This is a genomic window from Mesorhizobium sp. M7A.F.Ca.ET.027.02.1.1 (assembly GCF_004022985.1).
Classification (GTDB): domain Bacteria; phylum Pseudomonadota; class Alphaproteobacteria; order Rhizobiales; family Rhizobiaceae; genus Mesorhizobium.
Genome location: NZ_RZOL01000032.1, coordinates 13,475 through 28,911, shown reverse-complemented (window position 1 = coordinate 28,911; position 15,437 = coordinate 13,475). Strand labels below are relative to the sequence as shown.

The 15,437-nt window shown below is 63.3% G+C and carries 13 protein-coding genes and 1 pseudogene; all 14 read right to left on the bottom strand.

Features of this window, described 5'->3' with window-relative positions:
- Window positions 1-594 (bottom strand): annotated as a pseudogene (locus tag EN749_RS06225) (peptidase S8); the annotation flags it as partial.
- Window positions 584-1,252, bottom strand: a complete 669-nt coding sequence (locus EN749_RS06220; protein WP_127808228.1) for an anti-sigma factor — start codon at window positions 1,250-1,252, stop codon at window positions 584-586. The pseudogene EN749_RS06225 and the gene EN749_RS06220, both read right to left, overlap by 11 nt.
- Complete coding sequence (locus EN749_RS06215) at window positions 1,249-1,815, bottom strand: sigma-70 family RNA polymerase sigma factor (protein ID WP_127268161.1); 567 nt, start codon at window positions 1,813-1,815, stop codon at window positions 1,249-1,251. The genes EN749_RS06220 and EN749_RS06215 overlap by 4 nt, the downstream gene beginning before the upstream one ends.
- Window positions 1,816-1,983: 168 nt before the next feature.
- Complete coding sequence (locus EN749_RS06210; RefSeq protein ID WP_164873920.1) at window positions 1,984-2,835, bottom strand: alkaline phosphatase family protein; 852 nt, start codon at window positions 2,833-2,835, stop codon at window positions 1,984-1,986.
- A gap of 86 nt (window positions 2,836-2,921) precedes the next feature.
- The gene (locus EN749_RS06205) at window positions 2,922-4,511 is read right to left on the bottom strand and encodes an ABC transporter substrate-binding protein (protein WP_128362770.1); all 1,590 of its coding nucleotides are present in this window, start codon (window positions 4,509-4,511) and stop codon (window positions 2,922-2,924) included.
- Between the two features lie 181 nt (window positions 4,512-4,692).
- On the bottom strand, window positions 4,693-6,348 hold the full coding sequence (locus tag EN749_RS06200) for an ABC transporter ATP-binding protein (RefSeq protein WP_128362769.1): 1,656 nt from the start codon (window positions 6,346-6,348) through the stop codon (window positions 4,693-4,695).
- Window positions 6,348-7,172, bottom strand: coding sequence for an ABC transporter permease (locus EN749_RS06195; RefSeq protein ID WP_127268157.1), 825 nt, complete (start codon window positions 7,170-7,172; stop codon window positions 6,348-6,350). The genes EN749_RS06200 and EN749_RS06195 overlap by 1 nt, the downstream gene beginning before the upstream one ends.
- 9 nt (window positions 7,173-7,181) lie before the next feature.
- Window positions 7,182-8,141 carry an ABC transporter permease gene (locus EN749_RS06190; protein WP_128362768.1) on the bottom strand — a complete coding sequence of 320 codons (960 nt, stop codon included), beginning with the start codon at window positions 8,139-8,141 and terminating at the stop codon, window positions 7,182-7,184.
- A 15-nt stretch (window positions 8,142-8,156) separates the two neighbouring features.
- Window positions 8,157-9,743 (bottom strand): ABC transporter substrate-binding protein, encoded by a 1,587-nt coding sequence (locus EN749_RS06185; RefSeq protein WP_127397243.1) that lies wholly within the window; start codon window positions 9,741-9,743, stop codon window positions 8,157-8,159.
- Window positions 9,744-9,896: 153 nt separating this feature from the next.
- Window positions 9,897-11,882 carry a CocE/NonD family hydrolase gene (locus tag EN749_RS06180; RefSeq protein ID WP_128362767.1) on the bottom strand — a complete coding sequence of 662 codons (1,986 nt, stop codon included), beginning with the start codon at window positions 11,880-11,882 and terminating at the stop codon, window positions 9,897-9,899.
- 82 nt (window positions 11,883-11,964) lie between these two features.
- Window positions 11,965-12,558, bottom strand: coding sequence for a nucleoside deaminase (locus EN749_RS06175; RefSeq protein ID WP_127328578.1), 594 nt, complete (start codon window positions 12,556-12,558; stop codon window positions 11,965-11,967).
- Between the two features lie 67 nt (window positions 12,559-12,625).
- Window positions 12,626-13,117 (bottom strand): ureidoglycolate lyase, encoded by a 492-nt coding sequence (locus EN749_RS06170; protein ID WP_127321373.1) that lies wholly within the window; start codon window positions 13,115-13,117, stop codon window positions 12,626-12,628.
- Entirely contained in the window at window positions 13,114-13,977 is an 864-nt protein-coding gene (locus EN749_RS06165) for a bifunctional allantoicase/(S)-ureidoglycine aminohydrolase (RefSeq protein ID WP_128362766.1), read from the bottom strand. Before EN749_RS06165 ends, EN749_RS06170 begins: the two co-directional genes overlap by 4 nt.
- Window positions 13,978-13,987: 10 nt before the next feature.
- Window positions 13,988-15,406: an allantoinase PuuE gene (gene puuE, locus EN749_RS06160; protein WP_128362765.1), complete on the bottom strand. Its 1,419-nt coding sequence runs from the start codon at window positions 15,404-15,406 to the stop codon at window positions 13,988-13,990.
- Between the last annotated feature and the right edge of the window lie 31 nt (window positions 15,407-15,437).

Here is a 15,437-nt window from a genome sequence, read left to right as displayed (position 1 = left end):
CCCGACGGCCGGCCCGTCGGCGGCCAGTTGCGCCAGCACGACGCCGACGGGCCGGCCGTCGGGAATGCCGAAGCGCACCAGCGTGGTGCCAAGCAGAAGCGACTGGCGCTGCGAGCGCACCTGCAGGCCGAAGGAGGCGGCGATCTGCTGGACAGCGCCGGCATCGCCGTCGACGGTCACCAGCACCTCGTCGGGCACGAAATCGCCAACCACCGCGCGCGGCGGCTGAACGGCAATAAGATCGGTCGGCGAGACGATCGGGCCACCGGGCGGGGGGCCGGCTTGAGTATCGGCCGGCGGCGTTGCGGGCGCCGGCCGGGGCGTCGGTACCGGTGTTGGAGACGCCGCCGGGTTGGGAAACAGGTCGACGATCAGCGCCGGCAGGAAGACCGCGCCGGATTGGCCTGCGTCCGATCCGCTCTTTGTGTCATTGCCATCCTTGGCGCAATCGGCGCCCGCCGCGTTGGTCCCGTTGCGGCAGTCGATTTTCGTCTGGTCTGGATTGGGGTCGTTGGTCTGCGCCGACGCGGGCACGACGATTGCCATCGCCGTCGCAAGCACTGCCGCAAATCGAATGACCGCCTCAGCCGCCATCAACGGGTTTCCTTCCCTCGATCACAGTTTCCGTGAAAGCCTGGGCGGCAACAAGGCCGATTTGCTTGTTGTAGTCGGCAGCTGTCGCGGCCGGAATGCCAAGCCGGAACACGCCGTCGGCGGTCGGTCCGCCGATGATCTTCAGCCCGTTGCTGCCGAGGAAGGCGGAAATGTCCGACATCTTGGCATCCGGCTTGAACTTGACCAGGGCGAACGGCATTTTCGCCGGATCGTCTTGCGCGCCGGCAATCTCGAAATCATTGCCCTTGCCGCCGGGTTCGACAAACGACTGCACCATGACCAGAGCCAGCAGAACCGCGGCTGCCGCCCAGGCGACACCGACCGGCACCGCCATGAAGCGGCCCCAGGCCTGCGCCAGCCAGGACGATCCTGCCGGCTTGCGCGCAGGCCCGGCCTCGGCGTCGAGTGCCTTGGCAAAGCGGCTGAGCGCATCGGCCGGCGGCCGGATTGCTTCGTTGGCGGCCGTGGCGCCGGAGAATTCGGCTTCAGCCTCGCCAAGGGCGGCAAGTGCGGCCGGATCGCTGGCCAGCCACTCCTCGACCGCTTCCAGGTCGGAACCTTCCAGCGAGCCGTTCAGGTAGAATGGCAGCAGCGTTTCCATTTCGTCGCGGCGCGACATCTTTTCAGCGGCGCTCATGGCCACCCCCTGTCGTAACCGGCGGCCTTGAGGGCCTCGCCGAGTTTCTTGCGGGCGTAGAACATCCGGGTCTTGACGGTGGCGACCGGAATGTCGAGCACCTCGCCGATCTCGCTCACCGACTGTCCGTGATAATAGGCAAGATCGATGACCACGCGATGCTCTTCGGGCAAGGTGTCGACGAAGCGCCGCAGGGCGGCGGCCTTGTCTTCCTTCATGGTGACGACTTCCGGCGTGTCCGCGCCATCGGGCACCGCGGCGGCGGCCTCGTCGTCGATCCAGTCTTCCTTCTTCTTGCGCAGAAAGGACAGCGCCTTGAAACGGGCGATGCCGAGCAGCCATGTCGAGACTTCGGAACGCCCTTCGAAGCCGGGCGCCTGGCGCCATAGCTCGAGGAAGACTTCGTTGGCGATATCGTCGGCCATCATTTCCGATCCCGTCTGGCGCGCCACGAAGCGGTAGACCCGCGCGTGGTGACGCATGAACAGGAGCCGCACGGCGGCACGGTCGCCCTTCGCGACCCGGTCGACGAGAGCGCGATCGGTCTCCGTCGCTGCCGTCATGGCCGGTCGAGCCGCCTGGCTCCTGTCTGCTCTGTCGCTGATCGGTCCAAAAAGGTTCATCCTCCGCCAAGGAATTTTGCGGAGGCTAACCGAAGTAAGGAAGTGTTGCCAGAGGCAGGGTCTTCCCTTCCCCCACAAGGGGGGAAGGGAAGAGTTCTGCGCGCCCGCTCACTCCAAGAAAGATTTAGCCTTCATCGTCTCCGGTATTGCCACACCCAGCCGGCTCAGCACTGTCGGCGCCAGCTGCAGCTGGTCGAGCAGCGTGTCGGCCTGCGGACCCTTACCTTGTCCAAAATAGTACAGCGCGAAATCCTGCATCTCGTCGTCATGGCCGCCATGATGGCCACGATCGGTCTGGCCGTGATCGGCGGTGACGATCACCTCATAGCCGGCTTCGATCCAGCGCGGCAGGAAGGCGGCCAGCATCCCGTCCATCGCATAGACGGCATGGTCCATCTCGTGGCAGTCGTGGCCGAAGCGGTGTCCCATCGAGTCCAGCGTGCAGGTGTGCAGGATGCCGTAGTCGATGCCATGGCGTTTCGTCAGCATCGTCAGCGTCGCGAACAGGTCGACATCGCTCGGCGTCATCTGGTTGCGAAGATTGTACCCGGTCATGGTGTGGAAGCGGCCATGCGTGATCGGCCCGCCTGGCTCGTCGAATTCCATGTCCTCGACCAGGTCGAACGGATAGCCGCGGAAGAATTCCGACCAGTAGGAATGGGTCACCGCCCCCGTCTTGCCGCCTGCCTTGCTGACTTCGGAGAAGATATCGGGCTGCTCGACGCGGAACCGGTTCTCGTTGGAGAGAATCCCGTGCACCTGCGGTGAGACCCCGGTGTGGATCGACGCATAGCAGCAGGCCGAGGTCGACGGCAGCACCGAGCGTATCTTCCAGACGCGCGCCTCGCCCGATTGCACCCAGCCTTCGAGATTGCCCATCAGCCGGCGCCAGTTCCGGTAAGGCACGCCGTCGAGGATGATCAGCAGAAGCTTGGACTTGAGCGCCACGGGCTGCTCCATGCGGTTGGCGGTTGAAACGGGAACGCCGTGTGCCGTCTTGGGCACACGGCGTTCTTGCTAGATGAAATCGGACGATCAGAGTCCGCTCAAGCGTTGAGCCAGCACTCGGCAAGCGCGTAGCCGTCCATCATTTCGCCGATAGGGCTCTTGGCATAGCCGCCGATCTTGCTGGTGGCGGCCGCGTCGATGAACTGGTTGAAGAAGGGCACGATCAGCCCGCCTTCGTCACGCATCATCACTGCCATGTCGTGGTAGATCGCCTGGCGCTTGGCCTGGTCGAGCTCGCCGCGCGCGGTAAACAGCATCTTGTCGAATTCCGGCCGCTTGAAGCGCGTGTCGTTCCAGTCGGCGGTCGAGACATAGCCGGTGGAATACATCTGGTCCTGCGTCGCGCGTCCGCCCCAGTAGGAGAGCGAGAAAGGCTGCTTGTTCCAGACCTCCGACCAGTAGCCGTCGCCGGGCTCGCGCTTGATCTCGATCTTGATGCCGGCTTTGGCGCAGGACTGCTGATAGAGCTGTGCGGCATCGACGGCGCCCGGGAAGGCGACGTCCGAGGTGCGCAGCACGATCGAGCCGCTGTGGCCCGATTTCTTATAGGCTGCCGCCGCCTTGTCCGGATCGAACTTGCGCTGCTCGATGTCGGCGGAAAACAGCGGATAGGCCTCGTTGATCGGGAAGTCGTTACCCACCGAGCCATAGCCGCGCAGGATCTTTTCCAGCATCTCGTCGCGGTCCATGGCAAGCTTCAGCGCCATCCGCAGATCGTTGCTGTCGAAGGGGGCGGTGTCGCAGAACATGTTGAACGGGTAGTAGCCCTTGCCCGAGACGTTCTCGATGGAGACGCCCGCGATGCGCTTGACCAGATCGACGACCTTCGGCTCGACGCGGTTGATCATGTGCACCTGGCCGCCCTGCAGGGCGGCAAGCCGTGCGGTCGCGTCATTGATGACGATGATCTCGACCTGGTCGGCATGGCCGGCCTTGTCGCCCAGCCAGTAATTGGCGAAGCGCTCGCCGCCATGGCGCACGCCGGGCTGGTTGACGCTAACCTTATAGGGACCGGCGCTGATGCCGGCGTTCGGATCGTCCTTGCCGCCATTCGGCTGGATGGTGAGATGGTAGTCGGCCATCAGATAGGGGAAGTCGGCATCGGCGTCGCCGAGCGTGACGATGACCTCCTTGCCGCTCGCCTTGATCCCCTTGATGTTCTTGAGGATGCCGAGTGCTCCGGACTTGGACTTCTCGTCCGCATGGCGCTCAATGGTGGCAGCAACATCCTCCGCGCCGACCGTCTTGCCATTGTGGAACTCGATGCCGTCGCGGATCTTGATTGTCCATGTCTTGGCGTCGGCCGAGGCGCCAATCTCCTCGGCAACCAGGTTGACCAGCTTGTTGTCCGGGGTGAGGCGCACGAGATACTCGCCCCAAAGCTTGCCGAAGCTGAAGGTAACCTGGCTGAGGTTCAGCGCCGGATCGAGGCTGTTGGTGGATTCACCGCCCTGCAGACCGGCCTTGATGATACCGCCCTTCACCGCCGTCTGGGCAAATGCCTTGCCGGCCAGCGCCGGCATCAGGGCCGCCGATACGCCGAGCGCGGCGGCGCGCCCAAGAAAGGCGCGGCGCGATATCCGGCCTTGACCGGCGAGTTCGGCGAGATAATCGAGTTCAGTCTTCATGTCCTACCCCTGTTTTAAAAGTCGTGCGAGCAGCGCTCGTCCCGAAGGACGTTTGGCGCTCTTGTGTTGCATCCGGATGACGGTCGCCGGCGCCCCATGTGGCGGCTTGGTCTGGTGCAATTCCCAGGGGAGCGCCATGCGCTTCTTCTGGGAGAACCGGTTCCAGTTTCCCGGAATTGCGTTAGTTGCCCGCGCTGGCCATGCGCCGTCCCTTGATTGCCTTTTCCAGCCAGCCGACTTCCATCTCTGGAACCGAGGAGAGCAGCAGGTCGGTGTAGGCGTCGAAGGGCGGGCTTAGCACCTTGCTCTTGGGGCCGTAGCGCACCACTTCGCCGCGATACATCACCGCGATCGAATCGGCGATCGACTTCACCGTGGCGAGGTCGTGGGTGATGAACAGGTAGGCGACGTTCTCCTCTTTCTGCAGCTCCAGCAGCAGCTTGAGGATGCCGTTGGCGACCAGCGGATCGAGCGCAGAGGTCACCTCGTCGCAGATGATCAGCTTCGGCTTGGCGGCAAGCGATCGGGCAATGCAGACACGCTGTTTCTGGCCGCCGGAAAGTTCGGCCGGATAGCGGTCGGAAAAGCCCTTGCCCATCTCGATCTTGTCGAGCAGTTCTGCGACGCGCCTGTCGCGCTCGCGGCCGCGTATGCCGAAATAGAACTCAAGCGGCCGGCCGATGATGGTGCCGACGGTCTGGCGCGGGTTCATCGCCACGTCGGCCATCTGGTAGATCATCTGCAACTGGCGCAAATCCTCCTTCGGCCGGTCGGCCAGCCTGTTGGCCAGCGGACGTCCGTCGAAGGTGACGGTGCCCTGTTCGGGCGGCAAAAGTCCCGTGATGGCGCGCGCCAGCGTCGACTTGCCGGAGCCGGACTCGCCGACCACGGCCAGAGTCTGACCCGGATAGATGTCGACCGAGACGTTCTTCAGCACCTTGATGTCGCTGCGGCCATAGGCGGCGGTGACGTTCTTCACCGACAGGAATGGCGACGTGCCGGGTTTCTGCTCCTGATGCTCGATCTCATGCACCGAGACCAGCGCATTGGTGTATTCCTGGCGCGGCTCCTTGATGATCTGCCTTGTGCCGCCCCATTCGACCAGCCTTCCATGGCGCAGCACCATGATCTCGTCGGAGACCTGGGCGACGACGGCAAGGTCGTGGGTGATGTAGAGCGCAGCGACATGGGTGTCGCGGATGGCATCCTTGATCGCCGCCAGCACGTCGATCTGCGTCGTCACGTCGAGCGCCGTTGTCGGCTCGTCGAAGACGATCAGGTCCGGCTCGGAGCACAGCGCCATCGCCGTCATCACGCGCTGCAGCTGGCCGCCCGAAACCTGGTGCGGAAAGCGCTCGCCGATGGTTTCAGGGTTCGGCAGGCTGAGCTTCTTGAACAGCGCAACCGCGCGCTTCTCGGCCTCGGCCCGCGTTGCCGTACCGTGCAGCAGCGTGGCTTCCACCACCTGGTCCATCAGCCGGTGCGCCGGGTTGAAGGCGGCTGCCGCCGATTGCGCGACATAGCAGACCTCGCGGCCGCGTAATTTGCGGAAGCCGTCCTTGCCGCCCTTGAGGATGTCGCGGCCGTTCAGGATCACCTCGCCGCCGGTGATGCGCACGCCGCCGCGGCCATAGCCCACCGACGACAGGCCGATGGTCGACTTGCCGGCGCCGGACTCGCCGATCAGGCCGAGCACCTTGCCTTTTTCAAGCGTCAGCGAGACATCGTGCACCAACACGATGTTCTTTGGCGGCTCGCCGGGCGGGAAGACGGTGGCTTCGATGCGCAGGTTGCGGATGTCGAGCAGCAGGCCTGATTTCGCTTTGGTGTCGGCCATCACCCGCGTCCTCCCTTGAGGCTGGTCGTCCGGTTGAGCACCCAGTCGGCAACCAGGTTGACGGAAATCGCCAACAGGGCGATCGCCGCCGCCGGGATAAGCGCGGCCGCGATGCCGAAGACAATGCCGTCCTTGTTTTCCTTGACCATGCCGCCCCAGTCGGCGTCCGGTGGCTGCACGCCAAGGCCGAGGAACGACAGCGTCGACAGGAACAGCACGGCATAGATGAAGCGCAGGCCGAGTTCCGAAACCAGCGGCGACAACGCGTTGGGAAGGATCTCGCGGAAGATGATCCAGCCGCTGCCCTCACCACGCAATTTCGCCGCCTCGACATAGTCCATGACGTTGATGTCGACGGCGACCGCGCGCGACAGGCGATAGACGCGGGTCGAATCCAGAATGCCCATCACCAGGATCAGCGTCACCAGATTGGTCGGCAGCACTGACAGCACGACGAGACCCATGATCAGCGTCGGGATCGACATCAGGAGATCGACGAGGCGCGACAGCAGCGTGTCGAACCAGCCGCCGAAGACGGCCGCCGAGAAGCCCAGGATGGCGCCGAGCGAGAATGACAGTGCGGTGGCCAGCACAGCGATGAACAAAGTGATGCGGGCGCCGTAGATCATGCGAGACAGAAGATCGCGGCCGAGATTGTCGGTGCCCAGCAAATGGGCAGCCGACATCGGTTCCCAGACGTCGCCGACGATTTCGCCATTGCCGTGCGGCGCGATCCAGGGGGCGAAGATCGCCGCCAGCACGAACAATGCCGTCAGCACGATCCCGATCAGCGCGGGGAGGGGGATGCGTTTGATATCGAGCATATCCGCCCCCTATTTCGGATGTCTGAGACGCGGATTGGCGACGATCGCCGCTATGTCCGCAATGATGTTCAGGCTGATATAGACGGCGGCGAAGATCAGGCCGACCGCCTGCACCACCGGCACGTCGCGTTTGGTGACGTGGTCGACAAGATACTGCCCCATGCCCGGATAGACGAAAATCACCTCGACCACGACGACGCCGACGATCAGGTAGGCGAGGTTGAGCATGACGACGTTGATGATCGGCGCGATGGCATTGGGGAAGGCGTGCTTGCGGATGACGTTGAAGGCCGACAGGCCCTTCAGTTCCGCGGTCTCGACATAGGCCGACTGCATGACATTGAGGATCGCCGCGCGTGTCATGCGCATCATGTGGGCGAGCACGACCAGCGTCAGCGCTGCCGCCGGCAGAGCGATCGCCTGCATGCGCTCGCCAATAGGCATGCCGTCATAGACAGTCGAAATGCCCGGGAAGATTTGCCATTTCACGGCGAAGAAATAGACCAGCACATAGCCGATGAAGAACTCGGGAAAGGAGGTCGAGGCCAGAGCCAGCCCGGAGATCAGCTTGTCGACCCAGCCATTGCGGTAGCGCACCGCGATCAGACCGAGGATAATCGCTAGCGGCACCGCGACGACCGCTGCCCAGAAGGCGAGGAACAGCGTGTTCCACAGCCGGCCCTTGATCGACGTGGCGATATCCTGGCCGCTCGACATGGCGGTACCCAGGTCGCCTGTCACCACCCCGCCGAGCCAACGGAAATACCTGATATAGGCCGGATCGTTGAGGCCGAGCTGCTCGCGCAAATTGGCGAGCGACTCCGGTGTCGCCGATTGCCCAAGAATGGCTTGCGCGACATCGCCGGGCAGGATCTGCGTGCCGGCGAAAATCAGGACCGAAACGGCCAACAAGAGGAGAATGCCCAGCGCGATGCGCTGGGCAATCAGTTTCAGGATGGGTGAAGACATATCCGCAAAGCCGGCTCAGGCCTGCAGCCAGCACTTCGCCAAGGCGTAACCGTTCATCAGTTCCTGATGTGGATCGTCGACCCAGCCATCGACCTTGGCACCGGTCGCGTCGATGAACTGGTTGAACATCGGCAGGATCAGGCCGCCTTCGTCGCGGACCATGACAGCCATGTCGTGGTACATCGCCTTGCGCTTGGTCTCGTCAAGTTCGGCCCGGGCCGCCAGCACCATCTTGTCGAAATCCGGACGCTTGAAACGCGTGTCGTTCCAGTCCGCCGTCGACAGATAGGCGGTCGAGTACATCTGGTCCTGCGTCGAGCGGCCGCCCCAGTAGGAGGCGCAGAAGGGCTGCTTGTTCCAGACTTCCGACCAGTAGCCGTCGCCCGGTTCGCGTTTGATCTCCAACTTGATGCCGGCCTTGGCCGCGCTCTGCTGATAGAGTTGCGCGGCATCCACGGCGCCGGGGAAGGCGACGTCGGAAGTCCGTAGCAGCACGGCGCCATCATGGCCCGACTTCTTGAAGTGGAACTTGGCCTTGTCGGGATCGTATTTGCGCTGCTCGATATCGCTGAACAGCGGATAGGACGCATTGATCGGGAAGTCGTTGCCGATCGAACCGTAGCCACGCAGGATCTTGTCGAGCATTTCTTCGCGGTCGATGGCCAGCTTGAGCGCCATGCGCAGATCGTTGTTGTCGAAGGGTGCGGTGTTGCAATGCGCGATGAAGACATAGTGGCCGGGACCCGCATGGTTGCGGATGGTGACGCCGGGCAGGCGCTTGATCAGGTCGACGATCTTCGGCTCGACGCGGTTGATCATGTTGACCTGGCCGCCTTGCAGGGCGGCGGTGCGCGCCGTCGCATCGTTGATGACGATGATCTCGATCTGGTCGGCGTGGCCCATCTTGTCGCCCTGCCAGTAATTGGCGAAACGCTCGCCGCCATGGCGCACGCCGGGCTCATTGGTCGTGACCTTGTAAGGACCGGCCGAGATGCCTGCGTCGGCCTTGTCCTTGCCGCCATTCGGTTGGACGATCAGGTGATAGTCGCTGAGCAAATAGGGCAGGTCGGCATTGGCTTCCTTCAGGGTCAGCACGACTTCCTTGCCGCTGGCCTTGATGGTTTCGATGCCCTTCATATAGCCGAGCGCGCCGGATTTCGACTTCTCGTCGGAATGGCGCTCAAGTGTGGCGGCCACGTCCTCGGCGGTCACCGTCTTGCCGTTGTGGAATTCGACGCCGTCGCGGATCTTCAGCGTCCACACCTTGGCGTCGTCCGACGAGCCGATCTCCTCGGCGATACGATTCTCGAGCTTGCCTTCGGGCGAAAGCTCGACAATCAATTCGCCCCACATCTTGCCGAAGGCGAACGGCACCTGAGTCATGAACAGTGCCGGATCAAGGCTGTTGGTGGACTCGCCGCCGACAAGTCCGGCCTTCAGTGTGCCGCCCTTGACCGGACCCGCCGCGCGTGCAGCGCTTGAAAGCAGCGAGTTGGCGAAGGGCGCGGAGATACCGAGCGCCGCCGCCCGGCCGAGAAAATCACGACGGCTCAGTTTGCCCGACGCGACACGCCGGCTAAGAAATTCCAGTTCGTTCGACATTTTGAGTTCCTCACTCTGTTGGTTCGACTCTGCGGTCGTTTTTCTTGTTTCTTGTGAGGAGAATAATGACCGCAAGGGAAAGCGGTAAGCAAGACCGAATGCGACATGCCGTGGCGTAAATCGTACGTCGCAATTGGACCAATGAATCGGCGCTCAAAGAAGCGCGCGCCGCACCTTCTCTTCGAAATTGCGCTCGAAGACGAGGGTTTCGTCCTCATAGGCCTCGATTCTGGCGCTGACGATGAAGTTTTGCGCGTCCGATCGCATTTCGGCTGTCGTTTCGGTGCGTACCGACCATCCGTTTCGCGACAGGGTCTGCGTCCAGTGCGTCTTCCCCGAGGCCGAGAGCGGATCGTCGGGGTGGATCGTCCAGGTCTCGCGGGCGATGCTGCCATTGGCCAGGCCATGAGCGAGATCGCGCACCTCGCCGAAATCATCATCGATGGAAAGCGTCACGATTCCGGTCTTTTCGTCACGATCGATATGGCGCTCGGAATTGCTGGCGCGGATCGTCTCCGTTGCCCAGGGAGTGGCACCTTCCGGCTCGGCGAACGCCGCTTCGTCGTCTGTCGCCAGCGGCCGCAGCGGCAAGCGGAGCGTCGCCGCCGACAAGGTCAGCCGGACCGGCTCCGGCGACGGCCAGATGGCAGGCCAATAGGCGTTTGAAACGGCAACACGCAGGTGGTGGCCGGGCGGAACGCGATAGCCGCATTGATCGAGCACGACGCGCGCGAACACGGTTTCGCCCGGCACCAGCGCCTCGGGAAATTCATGCGAATTGCGATGCGTCAGATTGAGCACGCCATAGGAAATCAGTTCCGAGGCGCCGTCGGGATGCACGTCACAGAGCCGGATCGCGATGTTGGCCTGCGGACGGTCGGAGGACAGCCGCACCTCGACTTCCGGAGCGCCGACGATGTCGATGGCCTGACTGAGTTCCGGCTGGTCGAAACACACCGACAGCGCATCGTCGGGGCGCTGATCGCCCGGCAGTTCGGGGCCGAAGGTGAAGGGAAAATACTCGCCACCGGCCAGGCCGCAGCTTTGCGGCGAGGCAACGATGGAGGGTTTTTCCGTTGACGGGATCAGATCGACCGTTTGTGTCTTGATGTTGGACGATGGCCATTCCTGCTCCGCCACCCAGCGGCCAGGCCGCTCGGGGTGCCAGCGCGCTGGGCGCACGCTGTCCATGACATAGGCGCGGTAGGCCGGGTCGGACTCGACACCCGTGTCGACACCCTTGAGCCAGCGGTCCCACCAGCGCAAAGCCTCCTGCAGGAAGCCGATGGCGGGTTTTGGTCCTGCGTAGTGCGGGTATTTGTGGATCCATGGCCCGATAATGCCCTTGACCGGGGCTTCGATGTTGCTGGCCAGATGCGAGACCGTGTTGCGGTAGCCGTCATGCCAGCCGCCGATCGACAGCACGGCGGCTTTGACGGCGGAAAAGTCCTCGCAGATCGAGCCGCGCTTCCAGTAGGCATCACGGTGCTGGTGTTTCAGCCACAGCGGCGCCAGGAAGGATTGGTTCTCCAGCCGGGTCAGCCACAGATCGCGCCATCTGTTGTCGCCGGCCAGCAGCGGGTCCGGTGGCCGCGACGAGTAGGACAGCATGGTCGAGGCCCAGCCGAAGTTCTCGATCAGCAGGCAGCCGCCCTTGTAGTGGATGTCGTCGGCATAGCGATCGACGGTCGAGCATAGGCTGATCACGGCTTTCAGCGCCGGCGGCTGCTTGGCCGCCACCTGCAGGCAGTTGAAGCCGCCCCAGGAAATGCCCATCATGCCGACATTGCCGTTGCACCAGGGCTGGCTTGCCGCCCAGGCGATGACGTCGCAGGCGTCCTGCAATTCCTGCTCGGAATACTCGTCGTCCATCAGCCCTTCGGAATCGCCATTGCCGCGCATGTCGACGCGGATCGAGGCATAGCCGTGGCCGGCGAAATAGGGATGCGTCAGCTGATCGCGAAAGATGGTGCCGTCGCGCTTGCGGTAGGGCAGATGCTCGAGGATTGCCGGCACCGGATCGTCGCCGGCATCCTCCGGCATCCAGACCCGCGCCGAGAGCCGGCAGCCATCCGGCATGACGATCCCCATGTCCGGAAACTCGATGACCTTGCGGGGAAATTCGGTGACGGTTTTCATGGCATGCTCCAGGATCGCCAGATGATGGAGCCGGTGGGATCGCGTCGTGGGCCAGCCAACGAATTCGGCTGGTCAATCCGCGTCAATTCAGCGGAATGTCGTTATCATCCTTGTTCGCCTGATAGACGCCGGACAACTCATCGTAGCGCGCCGAAATCGCGCCGATACGTGTTTCCAGCCGTTGCCGCTCGGCTTCGGGCAAAGCTCGCACCAACCGACGTATGGAAAAGCTCTTCCAGTAGGCATTCTCGGCATTGTAGCCGCCGGGATCGAGGGTGAAGACCTCTTTCAGGATTTTCAGGTCGTGCGGGATGGCAAAGCTGTCGCGCGAATCCTCGTGGCTGAACAGATAGTAGAAATTGTCGAAGCCGGTCCAGGTGATCGCCGACAGGCACAGCGAGCAGGGTTCGTGCGTGGCGATGAAGATGGCGTCTTTCGTATCGACGCGCTCAGCCCTGGGCATTTCGTAGAAACGCTTCAGGCAGTGCACCTCGCCATGCCAGAGCGGGTTTTCCATCTCGTTGTTGGTTTCGGCCAGCACCAGCGACCGGTCGTCCTTGCGCAGGATCGCGGCGCCGAACAGCTTGTTGCCATGGGTGACGCCGTCGGCCGTCTTCGGGACGATGTCGTGCTCGATAACGTCGAGCAGGCGGTCGATCAGCGAAATATCGGTCATCAGGGGGTCTCCTGCTGCATGTCGCCCAAAGTGCCGCCGGGTTTGGGGTAACGACACGCACAAAAAATTAAGGGAGATGGATCTCGTAGGCGTGCGAGAAATGGAACTCTTCGAGGTTGGAGCCGTCGCCGCCACGGTCGACGATCAGGAAATCCTGAGGCTCGCCGAGCGGCGTCAGCACGCCATGCCAGAGATTGCGCCGGTAATTGATGCCTTGTCCGGGTGCGGTGATGAAGGCATGCGGCTCATCAGGCCCTTGCTCGCCATCATGGCAGACGACGACCAGGAATGGACGCGGCGACAGCGGGATGAAGGCCTGGCTGCCGAAGGGGTGGCGCTCGACCATGCTCAGCTTCAACGGCAGTTCGTAAGGCGTGCCGCGCACCATCGAGATCAGCACGCGGGCGTTCAGTCCGGTCGCCTCGGCGGTCGCCAGATCGTGATAGCGTTCGGCCCTGCCGCCATTGATCGGGTAGTGGTTGTCGCCGCCCATATCGATGACGTCGCCGAACGGAGCAAAGCTCTCGCGGGTCAGTGGCCGCGCAATGATCCGCGTCACGGCGTCCGCCCGGGGAAACCGGCGCCGCCGAGCTTGGCGTGCCGGTTCACGTCCTTATAGAGCAGATAACGGAATTTGCCCGGGCCGCCGGCATAGCAGGCCTGCGGGCAGAAGGCGCGCAGCCACATATAGTCGCCGGCCTCGACCTCGACCCAGTCCTGGTTGAGGCGATAGACCGCCTTGCCTTCCAGCACATAGAGCCCGTGCTCCATGACATGGGTCTCGGCGAAGGGAATGACCGCACCCGGTTCAAGCGTGACGATGGTCATGTGCATGTCGTGGCGCAAATCGGCCGGATCGACGAAACGCGTCGTCGCCCAGCGGCCTTCGGTGCCGGGCATAGGCGTCGGCGCGATCTGCTGTTCGTTGGTGAAGAAGGCTTCCGGCGCATCGAGACCGTCGACCGCCTCGTAAGCCTTGCGAATCCAGTGGAAGTGCACGTCGGCCTTGCTTTCGTTGCGGACCGTCCAGCCGCTGGCAGGCGGCAGGAAGGCAAAGCCGCCGGGCCGCAAGACATGCTTCTTGCCGGCCAGCAGAACCGTCAGTTCGCCTTCGACCACGAACAGCGCGCCTTCGGCGCCGGCATCGGGTTCCGGCCGGTCGCTGCCGCCGCCGGGCGCGACCTCGACAATGTATTGCGAGAACGTCTCGGCAAAACCGGACAGTGGTCGCGACAAGATCCAGACGCGGGTCTCGTCCCAGAACGGCAACGCACTGGTCACGATGTCCTGCATCACACCCCGAGGAATGACGGCATAGGCCTCGGTGAAGACGGCGCGGCCGGTCAGAAGCTCGCTCTGGCCGGGGTGGCCGCCATGTGGTGCGTAATAGGTTCGCTCGGGCATTCTGATCGTATCCATGGGTTCAAACCTATTGTGGAAGCATGTCCTTGAGGCGGAGCAGTGCGATGCGCTCGACCTGTTTGCAGGCGGTCTCGAATTCGACGCCGCGGCTGTTGCCGATGCGCGCCTCGAACTCCGCCAGGATTTCTTGCCTCGTCTTGCCCTTCACCGCGATGATGAAGGGAAAGCCGAAGGTGGTGACGTAGGCGGCGTTCAGCTTGGAAAACAGTTCGCGCTCCTTGTCGGTCAGCGCGTCGAGGCCGGCCGAGGCCTGTTCCCTGGTCGATTCCGCCGTCAGCCGTTTGGCCTTGGCCAGCTTGCCGGCAAGGTCGGGATGGGCGTTGAGCACCGAAAGCCGCTCGGTCTCGCTGGCGGACCGGAAGACACGGCAAAGCGCGTTGTGCAGGCCGCCTGAAGTGTCATGCGCCGGGCCCAGTTCCAATTCGTAGGCGCGTTCGGCGATCCAGGGCGAATGCTCGAACACGCCGCCGAAGGTATGAACGAAGGTCTCGAATTCCATCTTCGATGGGCTGAGCGCCGCCGGTTGATAAGGATTGACCTCTTGCCAGTGCTTGGCGATGTCGATGCGCCGCGCCAGCCAGACCTTGTCGTGCGACTTCACATAATCGACGAAGCGCTTCAGCGCCGCCACCCGGCCCGGCCGCCCGACGAGGCGGCAATGCAGGCCAATGTTCATCATGCGCGGCCGGCCGGCCTTGCCCTCGGCATAGAGCGTATCGAAGCTGTCCTTCAAATAGGCAAAGAACTGGTCGCCCGAGTTGAAGCCCTGCGGCGTGGCGAAGCGCATGTCGTTGGCGTCGAGCGTATAGGGAATGATGAGCTGCGCGCCGCCCTCATGCTCGAACCAGTAGGGCAGCTCGTCGTCATAGGTGTCCGATACATAGTCGAAACCGCCTTCTTCCGCCACAATCCGCACTGTGTTGATCGATGTGCGACCCGTATACCAGCCGGTCGGGCGCGCGCCGGTCACTTCGTAATGCAGCTTGATCGCCGCCTCGAGGTCGCGGCGCTCATCCTCGGCGCTGTGGTCGCGGTAGTCGATCCATCTCAGCCCGTGCGAGGCGATCTCCCAGCCGGCTTCCTGCATGGCCGCCACCTGATCCGGCGAACGGGCGAGTGCGGTGGCGACGCCGTAGCAGGTGATCGGCACTTGCGACTCGGTGAACAGCCGCAGCAGCCGCCAAAAGCCGGCGCGGGCACCGTATTCGTAGATGGATTCCATGTTCCAGTGACGCTGGCCCATCCAGGGTGCCGCGCCGACGATTTCCGACAGGAAGGCTTCAGACGCCTTGTCGCCATGCAGCACGCAGTTCTCGCCGCCTTCCTCGTAGTTGACGACGAACTGCACGGCGACATGTGCCCCGCCAGGCCATTTCGGGTCCGGCGGATTGGCTCCATAGCCGCGCATGTCTCTGCAGTAACGCATCGTCCCTCCCGCCGGGCACGGCCCGAAGTAT